The organism is Deinococcus humi (assembly GCF_014201875.1).
Classification (GTDB): domain Bacteria; phylum Deinococcota; class Deinococci; order Deinococcales; family Deinococcaceae; genus Deinococcus; species Deinococcus humi.
On the sequence record NZ_JACHFL010000007.1, the window covers coordinates 128,790 to 153,693 of the forward strand.

Below are 24,904 nucleotides of genomic sequence, written 5' to 3' on the forward strand. Positions count from 1 at the left end.
TTACGCTTTAGTTCACGAGGCTTTGTCAATCCAGATGAGGTTTCGGTGGCATGAACCATGCGCCGAGACGTCATTATGCGTGCTGCACCACGTCAAATTGTTTCGTGCACGACAGCGGCGCCTTATCCTATGACGCGTTTCCAACGCAAGGCAGAGGCTGAGGAGAAGCGACGGCGCCACCACAGATATGCTTGGACCGCACGGTAGAAAGTCGGGCAACTTCTGATCGCTGGGCACCGCTTTACCGTCCGAAGTCAGACTGACCGCTCAAAACTCTGGCTGACCCACCAGAAACTGCCGGGCCGCAGTCTTCACGGCCCTAGCGTGACCCTGGCCCGCGAAGTTGGGTCTGAGGCGTTTAAGGTCAGACTGTACGTCTCGCCTGAACGGGCGAGTCGGTACGTGCGGGACTGCTCACCGCTGTCCTGTTCTGTGGTTTCGATAAAGCCCTGGGATCGGAAGAAGGGCAGATAGAAGTTCTCCAGCTCCTTCAGGGAGTAATTGCCGTAAAACAGCAGGCTAGCCTCGCGGTCGCGGTAGCTGGCGCTGTCGATCAACACATCCCCGGGTGGGGTCAGGAAGATGCGCCCCGGTACGATCTGCACGGTGTCCAGATCAAGAGGTGCCCCATAAACCCGCAAATTGTCGGGAGCCTGATCCATCAGCAACCGCTCAGGGAGATCATTGTTCCGGAACTGGTACAGCGCCTGGATAATCCCACTGGTGCCCTGAATGACCTCGATCTCGATCAGGTGATCATTGCGCCGCAGTAGTGCACGGGCGCGGGTGTTTTGCGGAGTGGAGATGACGCGAAAGGTCAAATCGAAGCCTTCACGCTGAAGTTGCTCCGTGGCGAACGCCAGGGCACGCTGGGCGTCCATTGGGGCCATCGGGCGGTAAGAGATCAACGCCGTGCGGCTGTCTGCGTCGTAGCGGGTGCCGAGCACCTTGGCCTGTTCTGGCGCGCTCAGCCGCAGACGATTCTCTCCCGCCTGTAAATCGGTCAGGCCACCTGCATACAGGCCCCACGGCAAGTCACCCGTCGTACCACTGAGCAGGGGTAGAGGCAGCGTCTGAGCAGAGGCGGCAATGGTGGAGCAACCCAGCAGCGCCGCGAGGATGAGGACTTTCCGGTTCATGATCAACCTCCAATTTTTCCACCCTACCCTGTCCTGCACTCTGCCCGACGTGTCGATAACGTCTCATCAAGAGTCAACTCAGCGGGGCGGGGACTGTAGGAAGGTCCTGTGCGTAGACTTGTCAAAAACCCAAGCAGCACCGCAATGCTGCCGAAGAGGTGGTATAGGTCATAGGCCAACTTTCCGGCCTCAATCTGGTTTGATGCCCTTCTTGAGGGGCTCTGCTTCTGCAATACGCCATCTCTGGCTGCCGAGACACAACTCTCTCCCGGCTTAACGTCATGGCCAGCCATTTCCCCGTCTCTGCGAGATACGACGCGGATTTCTTGCAGGCGTTGGCTCCCGGTCTGGCCAGTGAAGCTAACCCTGACCGGTCTTGACCGGAATGTTCTTGAAGGTCACTTCCGCCCCTGCTGCATACCGTTCACCATTCTGCTTGTCGTGACGCATGAATGTGGGTGCCTCAATCCGGACCCTCAGGTCATATTCGCCGTCACCGGGCACGCGGATGTTCTTGCCATAGTGGTACAGCCCCGGATGCCACAGGAACGGCACCTCGAACGGTCCCACCGTCTCGCCCTGCCCGGTCAGGGTCGCATAAACTTTGATATACGGCAGGAACCGCCCATCGCTGGCGTCACTGACGCTGATCTCCAGATGACAGTTTTCGTCAGTGGGTTCCATCCACTCCAACTGCCCTTCGCCGCGCAATTCATACATGCCTTCAGCCTTTTCCTGGGCGTAGCCGATGATGTAGTCGCCTGAACGCTGGAGCTGACCGCTGTCGGCCACGTCGTTTGCCATGTATTTCAATGCTTCCTGATAGGCGTCGCCCTCGCGGCGAGCCAGCTTCAACTGGTTGGCGTCGGCCTCTTCACTGGGTGTCATCTTGTGATCGGGGGTCGTCATGTTGAACCTCCTTGTGGTCAGAAATGACTCTGGGGGACTAGGTCAGGGCGAATGCAGATCACGGTCGCACTGCTTTTCCGAAGACCAGCGCTCGGTAGGGGAGGAGTGCTTCTCGTCAAGCCGATACAGGAAAAACGATCAGAGCTCTAAGCGGAATTGACGGTTGCCCGCTCATAAGTCGCAGCACAAATGGCTGGAAACGCTGAGCCCCCACTGGCTCCGGCACCACAAAAGGTGATGTTTAGCAGCATCGCACTGGCGGGCACTCCAAAGACTGTGCACAAGACGAGCGGCTCTGCCTTTACCCCTACTTCACGGCGAGGCTGTCACCGCCTTCCATCATTTTTTGGATGGAAACTTCCATAACATCTTCCCCATACGTCGTTGCACGACATAAGGAATTTAAGACAGTATCCCAACGCTGTCAATCCTAATAAATGACTCAATTAGCCTTCTTATGCATAGGCTGATGAGCGTGTGCCGCGGATATAAGGCAAAAAAATGTCTGCCGAACGGTGCATGGAGCCACGATGAGTCTTTCCATTTCAAAGGAAATAACAACTTTGAATTAAAGAGACCGTAAAGCTGTTCCCGTCATACCAAAGACACTTGCGCCCTTCGCATTGTGTTTGACTCCAACGCCATGACCTCAGCAGTCGGCGCAAAGGCGTCGTTAACTTATCTTGACTTTCCTCGATGGTCAGCATTTTCTGTCGCGACTCGACCTTCTTTCATGATCAGAACAGGACCACAGAAGGGCGCTGGGGCTTGACGTTGATCGCGACAGGTTATTGTTAGGCCTATCCGCTTCAGGCGACACTCCTGGCTTCCCAACTTCTTCATTCTGTGGGAGACGTCTACTCTTCCACTCTGCGCTCACGGAGATCACGGCGCGAGCATGGAAACCGCGGTCCTGGCCGGGGTGTTCGTGGAGCTGATGCATAGCGGGAGTGGTCAGCCCACTGGTCATTGCGGTCCAGAGGCGGGGCACCCCCTACGATCTGATGAGCCCACACAATGCCTGCTCGACGGTGGGCATCGCCTCAAGCACAAACGGCAGCTCATGGGGACGCCGGGACAGGACGGTCAGGTTCTCGATCGCGGCCAGGACCCTCAGAGCCTTCAAAGACTGTTCGTAGTCGGCGGGCAATGGACGGATTCGTGTATACCCGGACATCAGCGCCGCTCTTGCCCGCACATCCATCGCAAGGTCAGCATGGGCGAGATCCAACAACAGTGGGCCCCACCCACATCGGTCAAAGTCAATCAAGGCCAGCTCGTTGTTGTGTTGAAGAAAGTTGCCTGGATGCACGTCCGCGTGAACTATGCCAAAGCCGCCAGCTGCTTCCTCCAGAGGGCCCAAACCCTGGAGCAGCTGTACGAGGCAGTCGTTGAGCAAATCCAGACGTCGAGGGTCCACCGAGGACGCGAGATTCTGCTTGAATTCTTCTCCACACGACAGGAAATAAGCGGAATTGTACTCAGGTCGCTCAAAATGAACAGGCGCCTGGAACCGCTCTGCCTCAACATGCAGTCGGGCCAGGATCTGTCCAACGTTCGCGGCCTGTTCCAATGTGAACTCCTCCCCTTCGGGCAGGGACTCACCCTCGAGCCAGGTGAACAGCGTGCACAGCACCGAGAGCGAGGCCTCGAAAGCGACCGGGACCACCAGTGAATTGAAAACGCTGCGAACAGGCTGGGGAACGCGCAACGGGGTGCCGTGGGCAAGAACATTCAGCCATTCCAGTTCTGACGTGAGCGCTTCAGGCGTGTGCCGGCCAGACGTGTGCAGACGGAGGATATAAGAACCTTCCTCGGGGACATGGACACGAAACACGCGGTTGTCCCCCTCGCGCAACAGAGTGATGTCCGAGGCCTGTCGTCCGTAGTGGCTGAGCATCAGGCGATTCAGCTCTTCGCGCTGAATACGATGGGCGCAGCGACTAGCATCTTCAAAGATCACAATCGGAGTGTAAAGGCCGCTCTCGAGGATGTAGTAAGTCGGAGAGGCTACCAGTCGTCGAATGGGTGAGATTCAGCCCTGGTGAATGAGTGCCTCCCGCTGTTGCACCGCCGCGTCCAGCTCCTGCTGGGCACGGCTGCGTTCCTCAGTGGCGGCCCGAAGCGCTGTCTCCAGCGCCTGCGCTCCAGCTGCCAGTTCGTCTCGCAGGATCCACAGCTCGCGCACGGCCGCCGCGCTGACCTGCGCGTCGTTCGGGAGCGGCTGGGCGGTTGCCTGGGCGGAGCGCTCTAAGCCAGCGCGCCACTCCATGAGATCCCGAATCATCTTTTCACCGATGCCCGTGACGCGGACCAAGCTCTGGCGGTCAACGTCATATGCCGAATAGATACCGTACTGATGGAGCTTTTTGATGCGCTGCACCCCGATTCCAGGGATCGTGCCCGGTGTGAGCCGGTGACGACGCAACTCCGCTTCAGTGATCAGGACGCTGCTCCCTTTCCGCGCTTCCGCCTGCCGCCGACTTATAAATGCGCCCGGCATCAGCAGCTGGTCCTTGATCCGTTGTAACTCTTGCCGCAGGGCATCGAATTGTGTTTCCCCAGCCGCGCGTTGCAGGTACGGCGCCTGAAGGTCATGGATGCGGCGGTCGAGTGCGGCGACCGGGGCAGGGATCGGCGGCTCGCCAGGAGCGGCCAGCGAAGCAAACAACGCAAACAGAGCCAGAAGCCCACACAAGCCCGCGGGGACAGCGCCCCCAAACGCCCACAGCACCGCGCCGATTACTGCAAAGGCCGCCGCCCACCGCAGGCCGCCACCATACCGTCGCGGGTGAGGCATGCGGTTTGCGGGGGTTAACTGGGGCAGGGAAAGCGGGGCCAGCCTGGGGCGGGGCACTCGCTCTACAGCAGTCCAGAGCCGCCGGATGTCGGCCGCGTCCGGCAACGCTGGTATGGGACGCGGGACCGGCGGCGCAGGTACAGGTGGACGGGAGGCCGGTAGCTTTGGCGGGGGAGGAGCTGGCGGTTTTGGCGCTGGCGGCGTGGGGGCGGGGATGCTAAGTGGTGGCGCCTGCGGCAGGGGCCCCGGTCCCTTGGACGGAGGCACCAGTGGTGGCGTCGCGGAAGCGGTGAACCTCTGAAGAAACTCCTCGACGGTCTGTGGACGGTCCGCCATCCTTAGTTGCATGGCAGCCTGAATCACCTCCCGGACCGGAGCAGGCGTGCTCGGGGGCAGCGGGGGCAACGATGTGCCCAGCGCCAGCTCGGATGCAGCGGGCGGCATTTTCCCACCCAGGGCGTGGTACAGGGTTGCTCCCAGGGAGTACAGGTCGCTGGGGGGACCGACTTTGCCTTTCGCGCCGTACTGTTCCAGCGGGGCGTACCCCGGAGTCACGTGCTGTGTCATGCTGGTTGTCTGCCCCACCTGAAATTGCCTGACCGAACCGAAGTCGATCAGCACCACCCGGCCACTGCGCTCAAGAAAGATGTTGTCCGGCTTGATGTCCCGGTGCAGCAGGTCTTTCCGGTGTAGCAGGCGCAGCGCCTGGAGGACGCGCACCGCCAGGATGGTTACTTCGATGTTCGGCAGGGTGGTGTCCCGGACCAGTCGCTCGCCCAGCGTTTCGCCCTGCAAGTACTCCATCACCAAGTAGGCGGTGTTGTTTTCGATGAATTGGTCGTACACCCGTACGATATTCGGGTCGTTGAATCCGGCCAGAATGCGCGCTTCTGCCAGAAATTTGATTTTCATTTCTTGAAATTCTGCGCCCGTCAGCTTGCCTGGCTGGAGCACCGCCTGCGGACTGCGTTTCCAGTCGCTTAAAAACAGTTCTTTAATTGCCACTTTGCGGTGGAGCGACCGGTCCTCGGCCAGGTAGGTGATGCCGAACCCGCCCTGTCCAAGCTGGCCCTCCAGACGAAATTGCTGGTTGCGCAGCAGGGTGCCGGCCGGCAGCGCGTCACCCTGCTGCGCGCCGAGCGGACAGCCACAGACAGGACAGGCCAGAGCCTGATTCGGCGCGGCGGTGCCACAGACAGAGCAAATCATCCTTTGCACCAGGAGGATGGAAGGCCGGACATGTGAACCCATCCTACCCGGGGGTGTCATCACTCAGAAGTGCCTGACCCATGCACGGGCCGGACGTTAAGCCATTTCGCGCATAGATTCCCTGGACCCCCTGGCCTCTCCTGATCACATGTCAGTCAATTTCTACCCACCGCTGGACCTCAAGGTCATCACGCCAAAACTGGAGCTTCGTGGGGCGACAGACGCCCTGCTGACGCAACTTCTTCCCATCGTTCGTGAGGGCGTGGCCGAACGTCAACCTGACCCATTCGACGATCCCATGTCGCTGTACGACGACAATCCGGTGCGTGAACGGAAATGGCTTCAAGCGATCTGGCGCGGGCGTGGCACCGTTCGCCCGGATGCCTGGCGCCTGTATTTCGTGGTGATGCTCGGTGAGGAGGCAGTGGGGATGCAGGATCTCATAGGCGTGAACTTCGATACGTTCAGGACCGTGACCAGTTTTTCCTGGCTGGCGCCGGGTGCCCGGCAGCAAGGCCTGGGACGTGAGATGCGAGCGGCCATCCTTCACCTTGCCTTTGAAGGTTTCGGGGCGGCGCAGGCGAGCAGTGAAGCGTTTTTCGACAACGTGGCGTCCAACCGCGTGTCTGAGGCACTGGGTTACCAGGCGAACGGCCATGACTGGGCCACCCGGCGAGGTGAGCCAGCCGTATTGAACCGCTGGCGACTCACGCGGGACGTCTGGGCGTTGGATCGCCGGAGCAACATTGAATTGGTGGGCGTCGAAGCCTGCAAACCTGTCTTATTTATTCAATAGATCAAAGTTTTATAGGGATGCGTGTCAACTCTCCAAATCACTCCTGGATGCTGTTTCTGTGCTGCGCTCCGCAGCGACGCGCTTTTCTAAACGATTTTTCTTCCATCGGGCCGACATATGTCTGGTGGCACTGTCGATCTATGCAATCAATCTTAGATGAAGCGTATGGATTTATCTGTTAATCGGTGAGAGACGGCTCTGAACAAGCGGCATAACGTCCAATCGCAGTGGGTCCTTGAGTGACGCATACCAAGCCGTGGAGAGAGCATATACGGGCGACAGGGCTGGAGAAGCTGACTCAGAGGCTCGTTTGATTCGCTGTCAGGATCGCCGGACGCGCAACGTCACGGCTGTCGTAACACAGGCGCTTTGGAGCTTTGCCCTCATGGCGCAGGAGGTTCAAGGGTCCCTGGCGGCTCCAGGGCGGGAACCAGGCTTTGGACCGTATGACGGCCCGTCTCTCGCGTTGGTCATCAAACACTCGCCCTGGCGCCACTTCCCACGCTGCGGCACAGGCCCCTCCTTGTTGACAGGGGTATGCCCCTGATGGGGGTAAAACCCGATCACACGTTGATTCAACGTATGGGATGTGGTTCAATTCTCCCCATCAGTACAGTTCCCTCAGGATCTGGCTGGTAGAGGCAATGATGCGTGGTCCTGTATGCGGGCACCTGGGACACGCGGAGCCAGTGGTGCGACCGACTATCTGTCATGCCGTCGAGAAGATGACGGCGTCCTCAACCCCGGCACGGGGAGAGCGCTGACACGGCGCTTGGGAGCACCAATGAGAACAATCGTTCGAAGTGAGTCGGTGGCAGGATTGGCGCTGACGGTTCGCATTACCTTTGACGGTGGCAAGGCCCACGGCACCATTGCGCTAGGCAACGATGTCCCTGGTGGTGATGGAATCTGGGTTCAGGCGAGCTCCATGGATGACGCCGTCACGGAAATTATGACGCAGGTCCGGCAACTGGCCATGAACTGCTATGAGCAGTACCGCATGGCCGATTTGCGCAATTCGGCGGTGCAGTTTTTGCTGCCCGTCAGTGAGAGCGGTCATGCCAGCGCCTTCGACTGTTGGCTCCTGAATCGGCTGATCGCGCGGTGCCCAGCCTTTCAGGTCGACTGGACACCGCTGCCGGGATCGGCAGCAAACTTCCGACTGGTCTGCGAGGGCCTGCTCATCTCCGTCGAGGTGGCCTCTGCACACAACCCTCAAACCATCTGTTCGGGCATCGTGACTGCGATTGATGCCTACACGGTCATGACAGTGGTCCGTGGACTTATGCGGCAATTGCCCGCTTCTGTCTCTGAAGCGGCGGATTGAGGAAGAGATGATCTCCCGCATTTTTCTGCTGATGACCGCGTTGACGCTGGGAGCTTGTGGCAAGTCACCTCCACCCACAGGCTCCATGCGTCCGCTGTCCACCGCTGTCCTTTCGGCTTCCTCTTCACAGCCCTCGGCAGGACACGTCTTTTCGTCCAGTGGAGCCCGCCTGTGGGCGGAAGGGGCTCGTCTCTGGGCCGAAGGCGAGACCTCGCTCCCTTCGGGCACCCCAGACTGGCGGCAACAGGTCAACGTCCATGAAGCCCAGGCCCGAGCGGTTCAGGGGGGGAAAGGCGTGACCATTGCCCTACTCGACTCAGGGGTCGACTTTACCCATCCGATGTTGCATGGAGTCCTGTTGCCTGGCCATGATTTCGTCGATGACGATCAGAACGCTTCGGAACAGGGCGACGAGACCAGCCGCATCTACGGACACGGCACTGCCGTCGCTGGCGTTTTGCATCAGATGGCACCCGCAGCCAGCATCCTACCGCTCAGGGTTCTAGGAACCGATGGATCTGGTCAAGCAGCCCACGTGGCCCAGGCGATTCGACTGGCGGTCAATCAGGGCGCAAGGATCATCAATCTGAGTGTTGCCGGGCCAGTTTCGAGCGAGGGCGTCCGGGCCGCCCTCCAGTACGCCGCCTCAAGGAACGTTCTGGTGGTGGCTGCCAGTGGGAATAATGGTGGAAGTGTGCCTCAGGCTCCTGCAGACGCCCTGAACCAGAAGAATCGGCTTGGCGCTTTCGGCACCTCGGTGACTGCAGTGGATCGCGACGGCAATTTGCCCAGTTGGAGTAATCGCGGAGGTGAAGTCCAGGCACCCGGGGTTGACATTCAAACGTCCTATCCTGACCGCCGCATGGTAACGGCCAGTGGTTCGTCGTTTGCCGCCCCTGTGGTCAGTGGCGCCCTGGCCCTCGCGCTTGCGCAGGGGAAGGAGGCTCAGACCCTGGCGGCCCAACTCTCCACGGGAAAACTGCTCGACGCAGAGGCTTTGCTGAAATGATACGTGCGGCCACGTCCGCCAGATTCCCTCCTCAACCCATGCAGAGCTTGTGTGATCAGCTTCTGGGTCAAGCCCGGGCCTTACGGGGGGAAGATGACCTGCGGGCCATCCTGCTCTTTGAACAGGTGGTGGTGCTGGCCCGGAAACAGAACACGCCCACCACACTCGCCGATGCGCTCAACGGCTTGGCGGGTCTGGAACACGCCCGTGGCGACAGTCCCGGCGCGCTGCTGCACCTCGAAGAAGCGCTCGCAATACGGGAAGCGGCGCAAGACCATGAGGGCGCGGCAGTCGTGCTGTGCAACCTCGGCGCCGTTTATCTGGACCTGGGAAGCTTCAACACAGCGCTGGAGCACCTGTTGCGTGCGCAGGCAACCTCACTGGAGACGACGCCGGCGCGCGCGGCGGTGATGGCTGGCAACCTCGCCCGGACCTATGACGCCCTCAATATGCGCGGTGAAGCCCTGGCCTGCTCGACACAGGCGCTGCAACTGACGCAAAACGCTGGACTGGACACTGCTGAGGCTGCGGTGTCTATCAACCACGCAGATCTGCTGCGTCGCCACGGCGACTTTGCGCAGGCGGGCGCATTACTGGAACGGGCCCTTGCCCTGGTCGAACGCTGCGGCATCCTGACCGCCAGCGCATTCCAGGGCCTGGGCCAGCTGCGCCGCGACGAGGACCGCCTGCCTGAAGCGCTGAGTGCCTTTCAGTCTGCGCTTCACTTCGCTGAGGAGGAACAGGATCTCGATGCGATTCTGGAGGCGCGCTGCGGAGTCGCGCAGACCCTGCTGCTGCTGGAGCGGCCCCAGGAGACGTTCGCCCTGCTTGAAGCGGCCCTAAGGGATGCCCAGACCAGCGGACGCGCGCGAACCTACGTCGGCGCGTTGAAGCTGCGCGCCCGGGCAACCGAGCAATACGGGGACCTGAAAGAGGCCCTCACACGGTGGCAGCAGGCGCATGCTGCCGAGACAGAGGTGCTCCGCGCCGAGGCAGAGAGGCGCACCATGGAATTGACTGCGCGCGGCGAACTGGAAAAGGCTCGCGCCAGGCTCGAACGGGAGCAGGCGCGCTATGAGGCGGAGCGTGACGCCAAGGAAAAGCAGGCCAGGGAACAGATGGTCCGCTTGAAAGAGCTGGAACGCCTGGCCCTTTACGACGCGCTCACGCAGCTTCCCAATCGTCTGCTGCTCTCCGAGCGAGTCAACGCCGCCCTGAAAAGCGCCGCTCAGCAGGGAAAGCAGGTGACGATTGGCGTTCTCGATCTCAACAAATTCAAGCAGGTGAACGATACCCATGGTCACCAGACAGGAGACCTGCTGCTTCAGCAAGTCGCTCAGCGGTTGACCGACGCTGTGGACTTCAGCCACACCGTGGCCCGGACGGGCGGCGATGAGTTTGTGGTGTTGATGCCCGGAGTCGATGACCGGGACACGCACGAGGTCGCCCGGCGATTATTACAGGTTTTTGATGACCGGTTCTACCTTGACGGGATCGAACTTGCCATGCGGCCCAGTCTGGGGCTGGCGCGTTATCCTCAGGACGCTTCGGATATGGCTGGCCTCCTGGAGCGTGCCGACCATGCGATGTACCGCGCCAAAGCTCGAGGCAGCGGCTTCGAGTTTGGAGACGTCTCGGTTGGGCTTGCGCCAGCGACCCTGGAGGCCGCACTGCACGGCGCGCTGAGGGCCGGTGAAATGCATCTCGAGTATCAACCTCTCGAGGACGATGGTGGGCGCTGGACCGCAGTGGAGGCGCTGCTGCGCTGGCGCAGTCCCATCTACGGGAACGTCACGCCTGACCAGTTCATGCCGCTGGCCGAGCGGAGTGGCCTGAGTCTGTCCCTGGGTGAATGGACCCTGAAACAGGCGTGCGCTGAGCTGGCGCGCTGGCCGTCCTTGCTGGTGGCTGTGAACATCTCCGCACGTCAGCTGGCTGATCCTGGCCTGCCACATCACGTTCAGCGGGCCTTGCAGGAGGCCGGAGTCGCCCCGGAGCGTCTGGCCCTGGAGGTGCGTGAAGAGGAGGTGGCCCGCGCGCCGGAGAGGTCGCACCTGGCCCTCGCCGAATTGCGCGCACTGGGCGTCCAGCTGACCCTGGATGATTTCGGGGGAGGCCATGCCAATTTTGCGGGCCTGCCCCAGCTTCCTGTCCACGCCGTGAAGCTCGACCGCGCCCTCGTTCACGGAATGGAGACCGGGGCACGGGAACTCGCCCTGGTCCAGGCCGTCACGGATCTTGCCCGGGCCCTGGACCTGATCGTGATTGCAAAGGGCGTCGAGACCTCAGCCCAGCGCACGCATTTGAAAGCGATGGGCGTCAGGAGGTTGCAGGGCTTTCTCGTGGCTGCTCCCCTGAGTTTGGACGCCTTCCGTCGCTACATGAACGCCCACGTAGGCACATCGGTTCGGTCAGAATCACTGGCATCGTAGGAGCGGTGACGGTGTGGCGGCTGAACCTCAGCAGGGCCACAAGAGATCAACGGGCGGCTTGAAGTCCGAGCCGCCCGTTGATCTCTTGTGATTCTCCTGTAGTTGAGTGGCCACAACCGCCCGCATTCTGTGCCCGGCAGGCCACAGCAGAGCGGCTGCGCTCAGATTCCAGCCTGCGTGGGGCCACTCCGGCTATCGGCTACGCGGCCAGGAGCTCAGGGGATAATTGGAGGGTCATGCGTTAGTGTTTCTTTTTCCAATCGGCGGAGAAGGCGTCCATTTGAGACACGACCTCTGCCCTGAGCTTGAATGTCAGATTTTCCACGCTGGCGGCGGTGTCATAGCCGGTCTCGCTCCACAGCGTTACGAACTCGAAATTGCCGTCATAGTCGAAGCTCTCGTTCTGGAGGTTCTCCAGCGCCTTCGTCTGTATGCCGGGGGCAATCAGGCTCAACGTGGCCGCATACACCAGCCCGCCGCTCCCCTCGTTGCCCGCCGTCACCTGGAACGACAACCACGCGGGGCACGCGGTGTAACTGCCTCCCGGCTTGCCCAGTTTGAGGGAGACGCCGAGCTGATTGAGGACGTCCTGGGCAGCCTGGGTGAGCTTGGCGTCTGACTGGCCACGCAACTGAACTTCGGCGCGGCCGACGCACACCTGATCGGGACCGAAGGGTTCGAGGTTGGCGGGCAGTCGGGAGGCGGACACGGGGGTGAATGTGGCGAGAGCCAGGATCAGAGAGAGGACGTGTTTCATGTGATTCTCCTTCAAAGCGAGTGGCTGGCATGTGGACCGTGGGGCGGAGGGAACAGTCAGATGAACTTCCAGTAGACGTATGCACGGCCAGGAGCGCCGCCGCTCGTCCCCTTGCAAAGGGTCCCCGAGGGAGTGAAGTGAACGGTCGCTTCGCCCGCATAGTGCCCGTCGGAATCGGAAACCTGGAGGGGTTCGCGTTTGCCGGTTGCGCTGATGAACGTCGCCTTGACACGGTAGGTCCCGATGGGCACGTCGAGGACCATGCCCCGGGCAGGGGCGCGCCTGGTCAGGGGCTTGCCTGCGCTGCCGTCGATCAAGGGGCCCACCGGCGTGAGCTGAAGCTCGATTTCGTCATTCTGGGTGGCCCAGCGTTCCTGACCGAACCCGGCCATCAGGGGGAGGCTGCCGCCGAAATAACCCAGGTCGCTGTAGTCCTCATTGCCGGGAATGCGGCCCGAGAGCTGCCAGCGAAAGTTGCGAATCAAACCGTCCCGCGGGTTGAAGGTGTTGTAATCCGACGTCTTGGGGTGGGCAAGGCGGGAGCAAAACATTTTTCCCTGGTACGGCACCTGCAACCACGCGAGGGCCTGGTAACCGACGGGTGGAAGACCCGTGACCTCGTAGCGGCCCTGTTCATCGGTCAGCACCTCGGCGACGCCGGTGGTGACGACAGGTTTGATCCACACCTGAACGCCTTCCAGCGGCTGTCCACGGGAGTCAAGGACCTGGCCCTGCACGCTGCCGGGGACGGGCTTGCCGGGTACGGCGAGGGCAGAGCCTGCCGTCAAGGCGAGGAGTACGGCGGCCACCTTGGTTATCGATTTCGTTTGCATTTGTCTCTCCTTATCGCTGCGGGCCTGCCCGGAACGGTGTGCCCGGGAAAGGTGCGCCGAGCGTAGAACCCCCCCCCTGATTCCCGCGTGACTGATGTGAAAGCCCCTCGGTGGGCAGCACCGGTGCCCAAAAGAAGGCCCCGCTCGTCCGGCGCACCCGTTTGCGGCGCTGCCCGGGAAGGCGTGGCCGAATCACGTGCGAATCAGACCGGGTTGTCTACGGTGCAGGAGCCAAGAGGCAAGGAGGTTCCATCCATGCACAAATTCACCCTGATCAGCGCCGCTCTACTCGCCGTCAGCCTGTCCGCCTGCACCACCAGCGGCGGCATCCCCGCCGTTCTCGTCAAGACCGTCGAGTTAACCCTGTCCAGTGCCAGCGTTGAGGTGGGGAAAACAGTCACCCTCACCGCCACCGCGAAGGACGAGGAGGGCAAGACTGTCCCCGATGTCGCGTTTGCCTGGAAGTCGAGCAGCGAGACCGTGGCGAAAGTCGATGGCAGTGTGGTCACGGGCATAAGCGCGGGCACCGCTGCGATCACCGCCAGCGCGAGCGGCGTCACGAGCGCTGCGGCGACCGTGACGGTCACGCAGCCGGGGCCGCAGCCCGGCAGCAGCTTTGACCTGACGCTCTCGGGTGACAAACTTCCCGTGATCACCGGCACGAGTGCCAGCGTCACCGTGACGGTCACGCGTAAAAACGGCTTTACCGGACCCGTGACGCTGAATCTGGCAGGATTGCCCGTTGGTGCGAGCGCCACCCCCGTCACCGTCGCGGCAGACCAGTCCACCGCTACCGTGACCGTGAGCGCGGCGGCCACCGCGCCACACTCCCAGCCGACCGCTGTCACCCTGACCGGCACCGGGACGGATGCGGCCAAGGTCAGCCGGACCATCACCGTGACCGTGCGCGGCCCGGCGGGCAGCCTGGACACCACTTTTGGAACGGGCGGCATCGCGGTCACGCCGGTTGGCGCGGGAGAAGACGTGCCCTACGCGCTGGCCCTGCAGAGCGACGGCAAACTGATCGTGGCGGGAAGCAGTACGGGCAACGTTTCCGACGACTTCGCAGTCGTTCGGTACACCCGGGACGGGGAGCAGGACACCACGTTCGGCAACGGAGGCAAGGTCATCATCGACTTTGCGGGCAGGTCAGACACGGCGCGTGCCGTGGTCGTGCAGGGCGACGGCAAGATTGTCGTGGCGGGCAGCGCGACCAACGCCGGGAACGAGGAACGCTTCGGCGTGGCCCGCCTGACCACGAACGGCACGTTGGACACGAACTTTGGGGTGGGCGGCAGGGTCGTGACCGCCTTTGCCGGCAGCAGCGCGGACCGCGCCTCGGCGATTCTGGTGCAGCCGGACGGCCGTGTGGTGGTCGGCGGCCAGGCGAGCTTCGCCAGCAGCGCCTCAGGGGTGGATTTCGCCCTCGCCCGTTACACCGCCGCTGGCGCGCCCGACGCCAGCTTCGGGACCGGTGGCCAGATCACGACCGCGATGAGCACCGGAAACGCGAAAGACACGGTGCGCGCTCTTGCCCTCCAGGGCACCGGAATCGTCGCGGTGGGGGGCGAGGGTGACTTCAAGGCGGCGCGGTACACCGGCTCGGGGACGCTCGACGCAGCCTTTGGCACCGGCGGGAAGGTCAGTGCGGTGTTCGGCGGCAACATTGGCGGGGCGAACGCTGTGGTGGTCGACGCCCAGAACCGGCTGCTGCTGGCGGGCGACAGTCAGAACGACACCGCGGTGGCGCGGCTGACCGAGAACGGCGCGCTCGACGCCAGCTTCGGGGACAGCGGCAGGAAGGTGCTGGCCCTGAGTGCGGGCAACTGGGACGCGGCAACAGGCCTGAGCGTGCAGACCGACGGCAAAATCGTGCTGGGCGGCTGGGTGTACGAGGGCAATTCGTCAGCAGGCAACTTCGCCGTGACCCGGCTCGGCGCAAATGGGCAACCCGACAGCGGCTTCGGGCAGGGGGGCACGACCATCACGCCGGTTGCCCCTGGCAGCAAGGCAGACGAGGCGAGGGCCGTGGTCCTCCAGTCCGATGAGCGCATTCCCGCCACCCGCATCGTTGCGGCGGGCCTGCGCAACGACAGCAACCAGGACTTTGCGCTGACCCGGTTCTGGCCTTAAGCCTCCCTGCGGCCCCGTCCCTCGCCCCCGCACCTTCCAGGAGACCCCCATGCGTACCCTCACCGCCCTGCTGCTCGGCCCGGCCCTGATCCTCAGCGCGTGCGCGGCGGCGCCCAGTGCCAGTCCGCCGCCGTCTACCCAGCCGCCCGGCCCGTCCCGGCCGATCCCACCCTCTCCAGTCGGCACGCCGGTTGGGTTGCCCATCACGGCGGTGATCGGTGCCGCCGGAGGGCAACTGCAATTGCCCGGCGGCAGCGTCACGATCGACATTCCCGCCGGAGCCCTGAGCGCCGATCAGCTGGTGGGCATCCAGGAAATGACGAACACAGCCGCTGGGCAGGTGGGCAAGGCCTACCGCCTGACCCCGGAAGGCACAAGCTTTGCCAGACCTGTACGCCTGACCTTTCGGTACACCGACGAGGAGGTGGTCGGCCGCGCACCCGAGGAGCTCAGTCTGGGCTACCAGGATCACGCCGGGGTCTGGCAGATGTACCGTCAGCCAGCGCGCAATCTCGCGGCCAAGACCGTTTCGGTTGAGATCAATCACTTCAGCACGTGGTCACTGCTGGCAGGACTGCAGCTCCTGCCCCTTCAGGCGAAGGTCAGGGCCGGGCAGACCGTGCAGCTCAGCGTGGTGGACTGCACGGACGACAGTGAACTCGACCCGGACAGCCTGACGGTCCCCATCTTCGAGTGCGCCCCCGCCCCCCTCGCCTTTACCGCCAAGAACTGGTCAGTGAACAGCACGCCTGGGGGCAGCAGCAGCGTGGGCACGGTGGTGGGTGCCGGGGTCCGCGGCACGGCCACGTACACCGCGCCGGGCAAGAAGCCCAGCCGCAACCCGGTGGCGGTATCGACACAGGTCACGGACCTCTCCGGCCAGACGTTCACGCTGCTCTCCAACGTGACGGTCGAGGACGGCCAGGCGTGGCAGGGAACCGTGACGTACACCGAAACCGCCACAAAGGCCTGGAACGCGGCAGCTCCCTGGGTGGGCGGCGGCCAGGCAACTTACGAGAACAAACATGTCTACACGGTCACGGGCTCCGAGGTCAGCGACGGGTCCCTGAACCTGGCCCTCGAACAGTCGGGCACCGCCACCTATAACCTGGAAGACCACCAGGAGTGGAAGGTCTACTCGGTCTGCCAGGCGGGCGGCCCCGAGATGTTGCGCGAACATCACATCACCGACCTCAAGTACAGCATGACCGGCTTGCTCAAGGCAGCAGTGAAGGCGGATCTCCGCGTCGTGGACGGTGAGTACCGGTTCACCGTAAACACCGCCTACGGACAGATGGGCGGCCCCTACACCAAGTGGAGCTGGTACAAGCTGTACTGCGGCGGTGGTGGGCAGGACGACCGGATAAACCGCACGGAGACGTACCCGATGTCCGCGAGCATCGACCGCGTTCTGGCAGGGCGGGTCGGGCCGAACGGTGAGATCAAGGGGTCGTACGAGGCCAGGGGCCAGATGCTGAATCTGCCCACGACCATCCGGGTGGAATGGAACCTTTCGCCCGGGACGAAATAAGGAGGGAACCAACATGAAAACAGCGCCGCACCAACCCCCAGCGTCCGCCCCGTCCCCGGTCCTCCCTTCGCGGCCCATCCTGGTCGTCGGTGCCAGCGGGGCCATCGGTTCTCAAGTCGTGCGCGCACTGGTCGCCCGGGGAGCCAGAGTGCGGGTCCTCATCCGCTCGCTGGAAAGGGGCGCGGACCTGCCGCCCCAGGTCGAGCGCGTGGTGGGAACCCTGGAGGACTGCCAGGCCATCGCCCGGGCCATGCGCGGCGTCCACGCGGCCTTCTACGTCTCGCCCCACGACGAGCGCGAGGAACAACTCGCCGAGAACTTCGTCCGCGCGTGTGAGCTCGAGGGCGTGCGTCTGGTCTTTTCCGGTGTCCACGCGGACGGGAAGAATCGACTTTCCCGCCTGATCCAGCGAACCGTTTTCGGCCTGTTGATGCCTCATTACAAGCCCAAGTTGCGCCTCGCTGAACGGGTCCGTACCTCGCGCACGAACCCAGTGGTCCTGGTTCCCGGCAACTACTTCCAGATGGACGAGGTGAGCCGCGAAGAGCTGCTGGCCGGACGTTACCCTCTTCCCCTGGGTCTGGTTCCCCGCGTGGACACCCGGGATGTGGGCGAGGCGGCGGCCCGGGCCCTGCTTGATCCCAGCGTCCCCTCCGGCGGTTACGCGCTCGTGGGCCCAGAGTCGTTGAGCGGAGCCCAGACGGCGGCCCATTGGAGCGAGGCACTGGGTCAGCTGGTGTCGTATACCCCCGACCTTGCCGTGATGGACGCCCTGTTCAGCCGGGCTTACGGGGCGCGCAAGGCACTTGACTGCCAGAAGAGCTACCGGATGGTCGGCAAAGTGAAGGTGCGGACGTCCCCAGCCGATCTCCAGCAGACCACCTTTCTGCTGGGCCGCCCACCGCGCTCCCACGCCGAGTACGCCCGCGAAGTGGCGGCGCTCTGGCGGGGTGCCGTGCCGATCCCCGCCGCCGCGTACCCTCTCCCGTCAGCTGCCTCCTGAGGGCAGACAGGGGTGCATGCCCCGCACGCGCCGCTCCACTTGCGCCGGGGGGGCGCGTGGTCATGCTCCCGGAGCTGGCACCCACGTGACCACAGGGCCTGTTTACCCCGGCTCCAGGCTGCGGACCGTTGTCGGCCGGGTTTTCCACTGGGCGCCCCACTGCAGCCAACGGACAGGTTTATCTCTGAATGTACGTCGGCGAGTTTGTTGTCTAAGATGTCTTCATGCTCACAAGCAGGAAAGTGCCGGAGGGTGGGCGCGGATGACGGTGGAGGCGTCACTGGGAGTCTGGCAGGCCACCCTGCTGGGCGGGGCAAGCCTGAGTGGGCCGGGTCTGGCGCGGACAGCACTGGAACGCAAGATGGCAGCCTGCTTCGCCTACCTGGTGCTGGAGGGGCCAACCTTCCGTGCCCGGCTGGCTGACCTGCTGTGGCCCGACTCGCCCGAGGCGACTGCACGGAACAACCTGTCGCAGATGCTCAGAAAGGTTCGCCTGACCACCGGGCGGGAGCTGATCACGTCGGGCAATCCGCTCGCCGTGGTGGATGATCTCGACGTGGACGCCGCGCGGCTGCGCGACCTGTTCGCCCGGGGGCAGTACTCGGAACTGCTCGATTTAGACGCGTCGCTGTTGCCAGGGCTGAACTACGACGATTGTCCTGACCTGGATGACTGGATGCGCTCGCAGCGCGAAATGCTGGCGGCTTGGCGGGTACAGGCACTCATGCACGAGGCGGCGCGGCTGGAACGGGAGGGAGATCTGGGCGCGGCCTTGGAGACGGCGGGGCGGTTGCTGGACGCCGATCCTGTGTCTGAAGACGCCTACCGCCGGGTGATGCGCCTCCAGTACGCGCGGGGCGACCGGGCCGCAGCCCTGCGCGTGTACAGGCGCTGCGAGGAGATGCTGGCGCGTGAGTTCGGGGCAGGGCCACTGAGTGAGACCCGGGAACTCGCCCGGGAGATCGATGAGGGCACCCTGCATGTGCCGTCTGGGATCCAGCGGACCCGGCAGACACTACCGCTGTCGGTGCTGCGTCCTCCGAGGCTGCTGGGCCGCGAGCGCGAGTGGGCGATCATGGAAGACGCCTACGCGCGGGGCCTGTGGATCTATATTGGCGGGGAGGCGGGCAGCGGCAAGACGCGGCTGGCGCTGGACTTCGCCGCGAGCAAGGGCGAGACCCGCGTGAATTCCGCCCGGCCAGGTGACCAGGCCCAGCCGTGGGCGACGACCATCCGTCATCTGCGCGAAGGGTTACGCCAGCGGCCCGACGCTCCGCTGGAACCGTGGGTCCGTTCCGAACTGTCGCGGCTGCTCCCCGAACTGGCCGTCCAGGGCCAGGTACTTCCTCCACTGGTGAGTGAGGAGGAGGTGCTGCGGCTGCGTCAGGCCGTTCTGATGTTTCAGCTGACCCTCCACGAGGGCACCCGCACCAGCGTGGCCGACGACTGGCAGTATTTCGACCAGCAGACCAACACCAATGGGCTGTACCTCTTCGGCGCCGCTGGCCGGGCCTACAGCTCGCGCAGTCTGCCGCCCCTGATCATCACCTACCGGCCCAGCGAATTGCCGCCGGAGAGTTCGGCAGTGCTGCGCGACACCGTGGCCCAGGGGCTTGCCGTGAACATCGCGCTGGGTCCCCTGGACAGCGACAGCCTGCGGGCGCTGATGGACGACGTGGGGGTGCCGGATGATCCGGTCACGCGGGGCCGCCTGATCCGGCACACCGGTGGCAATCCGGTTTTCCTGCTCGAAACCGTCAAGCACCTGATCGAGACTGGCCAGTTCGGCGCGCGTCTGCCAGAGCGTCTGCCGCTGCCTGTCAAGGTGGCGCAGGTCATTGAGCAACGTCTGGGGGGCCTGTCCACCCCTGCGCTGCAGGCGGCTCGGGCAGCGGCCATCTTGCAGCGCGACTTCACGGTGGACCTAGTGGCGGACATGCTGGGGGCACCTTTGATGGAACTGCTCGAAGCCTGGGAAGAACTGGAGGCGGCACAGGTCGTGCGCGGCGACGGCTTCTGGCACGACTTGGTCTATGAGGCGGTGGCTGCGCAGATTCCAGGCTCGGTTCGAACCTTGCTGCACCGCAACGCCGCGCGTGCGCTGGAACGCTCCAGTGCCGATCCCCTGCGGACCGCCGAGCACTGGCTGAGCGGGGACAACGCGCAGGCCGCCCTGCCCCATCTACGCGCGGCCGAGCGTGCGGCGCGCGACAATTTTCGCCTGGACGACGCCCGGGAGTTGAGCGCGCGTATCGCCCTGATTCAGGAGGAGACCGGGGAGCCTGACCCATCGGGGGTCGTCTCGGACAGCCTGCCATTGCCCACGACCACTTTCCACGGCCGCGAGGCCGTCCGGAATGAGGTGGAGGGCCTCCTCGCCGACGGGACCCGCCTGCTGACCCTGACCGGGCCTGGCGGTGTGGGCAAGACGCGGCTCGCGCTGGAGGTGGCCCGTGCGGTGGGGACGCGCTTCCCCGACGGCGTGGCCTTTGTGTCTCTGGCGGATCTCAACGACCCACAGGTTCTGCCCGCGGCGCTCGGCAACGGTCTGGGTCTCCCGCTGGGGGGGCAGGAGGATCCGCTCGCGGCGCTGGGCCGGGCGCTGGCGGGGCGGCGGCAATTGATCGTCCTCGATAACCTGGAGCAGGTGGTGGAGGGGGCCGCCGCCCTCACGCAGGTGCTGCGGGCCGCGCCGGGAGTTCAGGTTCTGGTGACCAGCCGGGTGCCGCTCTCGCTGTCGGGTGAGCGGGTGTATGGGGTTGAGCCGCTGCCGCTCCCTGCGGCACTCGGGAGCGACCCACAAGAAGCCTTGTCACGGTCTCCGGCGCTCACGCTGTTCGTGGACCGCGCGCAGGCGGCCAGCCCTACGTTCTGCCTCACGCCCCAGAACCTTCCGGTGATCAGCGCCATCCTGCGGCGGCTCGACGGCCTGCCTCTCGCCATCGAGCTTGCAGCGGCCAGGCTGCGGACCATGCCGCCAGCTGCACTCTGGGGCCGCCTGGAGCGGACGCTTCCTTTGCTGGTTCATGGGCCGCGTGACCTGCCCGACCGGCACCGGACCCTGCGCGCCACCATCGCCTGGAGTGTGGCCCTCCTGCCCGAGGCCGAACAGACGCTGCTCCGGCGGCTGGCGGTGTTCACCGGGGGCTGGACCCTGGACGCCGCCGAACAGGTGGCCGATCCCGGCGGCACACTTGACGTCCTTGAACGGCTCGGTACGCTGATCGAACACAGCCTGGTGCGCTGGACAGAGAACGCCAGCCTGGAGCCGCGTTACACGATGCTCGCCACTGTGCGCGAATACGCTCTGGAGCAGCTGGAGGCGGCGGGGGAGCTGGCAAAGGTTCAGGGACAGCATGCAGCGTTCATGCTGGACTTCATGCGCCGCGCCGCAGAGGGAGTGAGCGGCCCCACACAGAGGCGCTGGGTGCAGGACCTGGATGGGGAGATCGGCAATGTCTTTGCCGCGCTGAACACCCTGACGGTTGCCGGGCAGTTGGAGGACGCGGCCGAACTTGCCGAGCTGATCTGCCTGATGTCCCCCCTGAACGCGTGGTTTATCGAGGGTCCTCAGGCCCTGACACCATTTCTGGAGCACCCAGCGCTGGCCACACTTTCAAAGCGGGGTCAGGCGCGTGTCGCACTGGCACGCGGCATGCGCGCGTTCTGGCAGCGGGACATGGCCGGGATCGCGACCCACATGGCCGAAGGCACCCGGCGGTACGCTGCTGAGGGTGTGGTGGTGGGGCAGGTTCTGACCCTCGGCTACCGCACGCTCGTCCTGATGCACAGCGGAGACTTCGCCGAGGCCGAGCGGCTTTCACGCGAATCGATCACCGTGGCCGAAGCGCATGGTGACCCCTTCATCACGACTATGGCCCTGCACGCGCGGATGCAGGTGCCTCAGCACCACCAGGACGCAGCCGAGATCACACGCCTCGCGTGGCGAATGCACGAGGTGGCCTTGGAAACCGACAGCACGTACATCCTCATGATGGCCCGCGTTCACCTTGCCCGGGGCGAATGGCTCGCCGGGCGGTTCGAGGAGGCCACGGCGCACCTGATCCAGGCCGGACAGCACGCCGCCGCCCTTGACTCGGAAACGGGGCGGTTGGCCGTGCTGACGGGCTGGGTGCAGTTGGCCCTGGCGCGGGGCGAGGGCCGGGTTCTGGGATGGCTTACAGGCGTGCTGGGGCGTCAGTGCGAGCAGCAGCCCTCTGCCTGGGACAGTGAGGTCGGCGCGGCGCTCATGCAGGCGGAACGCTCCGCGCCGGCCCTGCTGGGCCCGGAGCTGTTCGGCCGCCTACGGGAGCGTGGGCGGGAGTTCAATCTTCAGGAGGCGCTGACCCAACTGGCGCGGGGGCAGGGCCGCCCAGACCTGGACCTCTAGGCTGGGCCGCCGGAAGACGCCCGCTTGGAATGGGTTGGCCTCCTGGTTCTTCAAGTGTGGGCTGGTAGCCGGAAGGCAGAGGGTGGGAAATGCTCCTCAGCAAGGGGTTTTCTGGTCATATGATGCTCCGTTGTCGCTGCGGACATAGGGGCGCAATGACCAGACATCATCCCTTCCCCTGAAGACGCTGCTCGGTGGCGGAGCAGCATCTCCAGAGGTTGACCATACTGGCTGGTTGGGATTCGGCTTACTTCTGTGCGCTCTTCTCCACCACCGTGAAGGGGCGGATCATTCCCAGCGCGGCGTGGGGCGCTCCCGCGTTCGCTGGGCTGGGAATGCCGCACAGCATCAGATAATCCCCAGGTACTAGGTTCAGGTGCACATAGGAGGTCCGGCCATTCGTCACGGCCTGCGCCCCACCTGCCGGGATGATCGGCATGGGTCCCTCGGGCTTTTGCAGGTAGGCGGCCACGTCCTCCATCGTCTTCCCCGGCGCGAGGCGGAACACCAGCATCTCGTGCCCCTCTGGGCCAGCATTGGTGACCTCCCAGACCTGCACCCCCTCGGTGATCGTGACTCCCTTGGGCAACTCGAAGCCAAAGTCCACGAGCTTGACCTTGAGGTCTGCTTTGGGCAGCTCGGCCCGGGCGGCGTCTGCCGGGGCCTGCGTCACCTGGAAGGCGCTCACCATACCCAGCGCGAGGTGAGGCACACCGTTAGCATCGGGCACGAAACACAGTTCCAGGTACGTGCCAGGTTCGCTGAGATTGACGGTGATCTGCTGCGACTCGCCGGGCAACAGCATCCCCACGCCGCCGGTCATCTCGACGCTGGCAAGGGCGGTGCCCTCGTTCTCCTGCAACTTCGCCAAGAATCCCTCCTGGGTCATTCCAGCAGGCAGACGGACGAGCTGCATATGGTGGGGTTCCTTGCCGGTGTTCTTCAGTTCGAAAGTCGTCCAACCGGTCGGCACGCTCGTGGGGGTCACGAAGGTGTAGTCCTGGCTTTGCACCTGCACGCTGCTCCCACCATGGGAGTGTCCCTGGTGCGCCAGGGCGGGCGCAGCGAGCGCGGCGATGAGGGCGAGGGTCAGCAGGCGGCGGAAAGCGTGGGTTTTCGTCATGGTGGTTCCTCCTGGGCCAGGGTGGGGAAGCTCTCCCTGATCTGAGGGAAACCGTAAAAGGAGACGTCTGATTGGAGCGTGATTGCTTCTGGGGTGCCGCTGTGCCTCTGCCCGGCGGCGTCACGCTGCGTGGCCGAACTCCTGGGCTTTTGTCTTCGGGTGTGACACCAGGACAGACCCATGGACGCGCCCCGACGAGCGCCCCCTGCCTCAAGGGCGGAAGGCGGAGAGGACCACAGGGCCAGCCGTCAGGAAAGAGAAGGAAACTGAGCCGGCGTGGCCGTGCCGAAGGTTCTCCTTTGGAGAGCGCCGGAGGAATGGGAAGAGGATGGGTGGCCGATCATGGGCCAGTCAGCAGGGGTGCTTTACGGTGCGCTCAGCCGGGACTGCCCGGCTTGAAGGCGGCCTCTTTGCTGATCTGGCCGCCTTCCATCCATCCATTCACCTCTTCGCAGCCATCTGTCCCGTTTCTCCCCCGGCGTGCCGACGGCCCTGTACACCTGCGCAGCCCGCCATCTGGCTGACAAGGGGGCCGCCCGAGGGTCCCTCCTTCTCTTCCTAGTCACCCTGGAGGTCCGAATATGAATCACTTCATACACCCGCCGTTCCTGGAGCGCGAGATCTACATCCTGCGCATCTGGTACGAGCTCGATGGCTCGGAGGTGGTGTGGCGCGCCTCGGTCCTGCTGCCTCAGGGCGCGCAGCGCCGCCACTTCTCTACCCCGGACGCGCTAGTGGAGTTTCTGAATGTACGGGTGCGCGGCCCCAGGACAGATTGAGCCCCCGCTTTTCCATTCGCTAGAACCGTTCTGCCAGGACGACTGGAGAGCTTGTGTGGCCTGGGAGGCCAATCACGCGGGAATCAGGGCGCAGAACCTACGCTCCCCCTACCTTCCCTGTGTGGGAATGCGGAGTCGGCGCGCCGACTCCGCAAAGGGGTTCCCTATGTTTCAGCAGACTGCCAGAGCCGCTCTGACCCTCGCCCTCGTTTTCGCCTCAGCCGCCTCCGCCACTCGTGCCGGCGCCCCTATTGGGCCCCCCATGCTCGGCAGCTGGCTCTATGGCACCGTGTCCTCCACAGAGTATTACGACCGCACGACGAACAGATGGCAGGACGCCAGCGGCGCCTCCGAGATCCTCACCTTGACAGCGGACGGTCATTACGAGCGGACCCGGCTGCTCACCCTGACCACCTATAATTGCACCTCGAAACTCTTCATCTACGAGAAGGGCACGGCGAGGATCGAGGGAAACACAATCAGTTACCAACCGCAGGAAGGCGTGAACAAGGGCTACACCTGCACGCCGAGCAACAGTTGGAACACCTCCAAAATCAACCCGGAGACCTGGACCTTCCGCTTTGAGCGTCAGGCAAACGGGCAGGACGTGCTGGTGCTGAAGGGCGAACAGAGCGAACTTCACTACGGCCGCTACAAGCGCTGAGAACAGCCCGGCGAGGTGAGAATGGCTCGGACGCCGTTCTCGCCTCGCGCACGCTACCCCGGGCACGACA

At 63.9% G+C, this 24,904-nt stretch carries 17 protein-coding genes and 1 riboswitch; of the genes, 10 read left to right on the forward strand and 7 right to left on the reverse strand.

Translation table 11 applies throughout. The features are described 5' to 3' along the window. Nucleotides 1-311: 311 nt before the first annotated feature. The 4 genes from HNQ08_RS14335 to HNQ08_RS14350 form a co-directional block, all read right to left on the reverse strand. Nucleotides 312-1,139: a hypothetical protein gene (locus tag HNQ08_RS14335; RefSeq protein WP_184133456.1), complete on the reverse strand. Its 828-nt coding sequence runs from the start codon at nt 1,137-1,139 to the stop codon at nt 312-314. 360 nt (nt 1,140-1,499) lie between these two features. Next, nucleotides 1,500-2,048: an iron transporter gene (locus tag HNQ08_RS14340; RefSeq protein WP_184133458.1), complete on the reverse strand. Its 549-nt coding sequence runs from the start codon at nt 2,046-2,048 to the stop codon at nt 1,500-1,502. Between the two features lie 994 nt (nt 2,049-3,042). Next, nucleotides 3,043-4,011: a phosphotransferase enzyme family protein gene (locus HNQ08_RS14345; RefSeq protein ID WP_184133460.1), complete on the reverse strand. Its 969-nt coding sequence runs from the start codon at nt 4,009-4,011 to the stop codon at nt 3,043-3,045. A gap of 72 nt (nt 4,012-4,083) precedes the next feature. After that, complete coding sequence (locus HNQ08_RS14350) at nt 4,084-6,057, reverse strand: serine/threonine-protein kinase (protein ID WP_184133462.1); 1,974 nt, start codon at nt 6,055-6,057, stop codon at nt 4,084-4,086. A 148-nt stretch (nt 6,058-6,205) separates the two neighbouring features. Between HNQ08_RS14350 and HNQ08_RS14355 the strand changes: the two genes are divergently transcribed. From HNQ08_RS14355 to HNQ08_RS14370, 4 genes are all read left to right on the forward strand, one after another. Further along, entirely contained in the window at nt 6,206-6,853 is a 648-nt protein-coding gene (locus tag HNQ08_RS14355; protein WP_184133464.1) for a GNAT family N-acetyltransferase, read from the forward strand. A 628-nt stretch (nt 6,854-7,481) separates the two neighbouring features. After that, nucleotides 7,482-7,566, forward strand: a riboswitch (cyclic di-GMP riboswitch). A 71-nt stretch (nt 7,567-7,637) separates the two neighbouring features. Then, a complete protein-coding gene (locus HNQ08_RS14360) occupies nt 7,638-8,180 on the forward strand; it encodes a hypothetical protein (protein ID WP_184133466.1) in 543 nt (180 codons plus the stop codon). A gap of 295 nt (nt 8,181-8,475) precedes the next feature. After that, entirely contained in the window at nt 8,476-9,189 is a 714-nt protein-coding gene (locus tag HNQ08_RS14365; RefSeq protein ID WP_184133468.1) for a S8 family serine peptidase, read from the forward strand. 38 nt (nt 9,190-9,227) lie between these two features. After that, entirely contained in the window at nt 9,228-11,621 is a 2,394-nt protein-coding gene (locus HNQ08_RS14370; RefSeq protein ID WP_184133470.1) for an EAL domain-containing protein, read from the forward strand. Nucleotides 11,622-11,862: 241 nt separating this feature from the next. Here HNQ08_RS14370 and HNQ08_RS14375 read toward each other — a convergent pair whose 3' ends face one another. Next, nucleotides 11,863-12,378: a hypothetical protein gene (locus HNQ08_RS14375; protein ID WP_184133472.1), complete on the reverse strand. Its 516-nt coding sequence runs from the start codon at nt 12,376-12,378 to the stop codon at nt 11,863-11,865. 56 nt (nt 12,379-12,434) lie between these two features. Further along, nucleotides 12,435-13,211 (reverse strand): carboxypeptidase-like regulatory domain-containing protein, encoded by a 777-nt coding sequence (locus HNQ08_RS14380; RefSeq protein ID WP_184133474.1) that lies wholly within the window; start codon nt 13,209-13,211, stop codon nt 12,435-12,437. 255 nt (nt 13,212-13,466) lie between these two features. Here HNQ08_RS14380 and HNQ08_RS14385 point away from each other — a divergent pair, with 255 nt between their 5' ends. The 4 genes from HNQ08_RS14385 to HNQ08_RS14400 all read left to right on the forward strand — a co-directional run bounded on the left by HNQ08_RS14385 (nt 13,467) and on the right by HNQ08_RS14400 (nt 22,268). Continuing rightward, on the forward strand, nt 13,467-15,344 hold the full coding sequence (locus tag HNQ08_RS14385; RefSeq protein ID WP_184133476.1) for a hypothetical protein: 1,878 nt from the start codon (nt 13,467-13,469) through the stop codon (nt 15,342-15,344). Between the two features lie 49 nt (nt 15,345-15,393). Beyond that, on the forward strand, nt 15,394-16,875 hold the full coding sequence (locus HNQ08_RS14390; protein WP_184133478.1) for a hypothetical protein: 1,482 nt from the start codon (nt 15,394-15,396) through the stop codon (nt 16,873-16,875). A 13-nt stretch (nt 16,876-16,888) separates the two neighbouring features. Continuing rightward, on the forward strand, nt 16,889-17,878 hold the full coding sequence (locus HNQ08_RS14395; protein ID WP_184133480.1) for an SDR family oxidoreductase: 990 nt from the start codon (nt 16,889-16,891) through the stop codon (nt 17,876-17,878). A gap of 262 nt (nt 17,879-18,140) precedes the next feature. Beyond that, entirely contained in the window at nt 18,141-22,268 is a 4,128-nt protein-coding gene (locus HNQ08_RS14400) for a BTAD domain-containing putative transcriptional regulator (RefSeq protein ID WP_184133482.1), read from the forward strand. A gap of 247 nt (nt 22,269-22,515) precedes the next feature. On the opposite strand, the gene HNQ08_RS14405 is transcribed toward HNQ08_RS14400, so the two are convergent. Continuing rightward, complete coding sequence (locus HNQ08_RS14405) at nt 22,516-23,391, reverse strand: cupredoxin domain-containing protein (RefSeq protein ID WP_184133484.1); 876 nt, start codon at nt 23,389-23,391, stop codon at nt 22,516-22,518. Between the two features lie 581 nt (nt 23,392-23,972). Between HNQ08_RS14405 and HNQ08_RS14410 the strand changes: the two genes are divergently transcribed. Beyond that, the gene (locus tag HNQ08_RS14410) at nt 23,973-24,170 is read left to right on the forward strand and encodes a hypothetical protein (RefSeq protein ID WP_184133486.1); all 198 of its coding nucleotides are present in this window, start codon (nt 23,973-23,975) and stop codon (nt 24,168-24,170) included. Between the two features lie 166 nt (nt 24,171-24,336). After that, a complete protein-coding gene (locus HNQ08_RS14415; protein WP_184133488.1) occupies nt 24,337-24,834 on the forward strand; it encodes a hypothetical protein in 498 nt (165 codons plus the stop codon). Nucleotides 24,835-24,904: the final 70 nt, after the last annotated feature.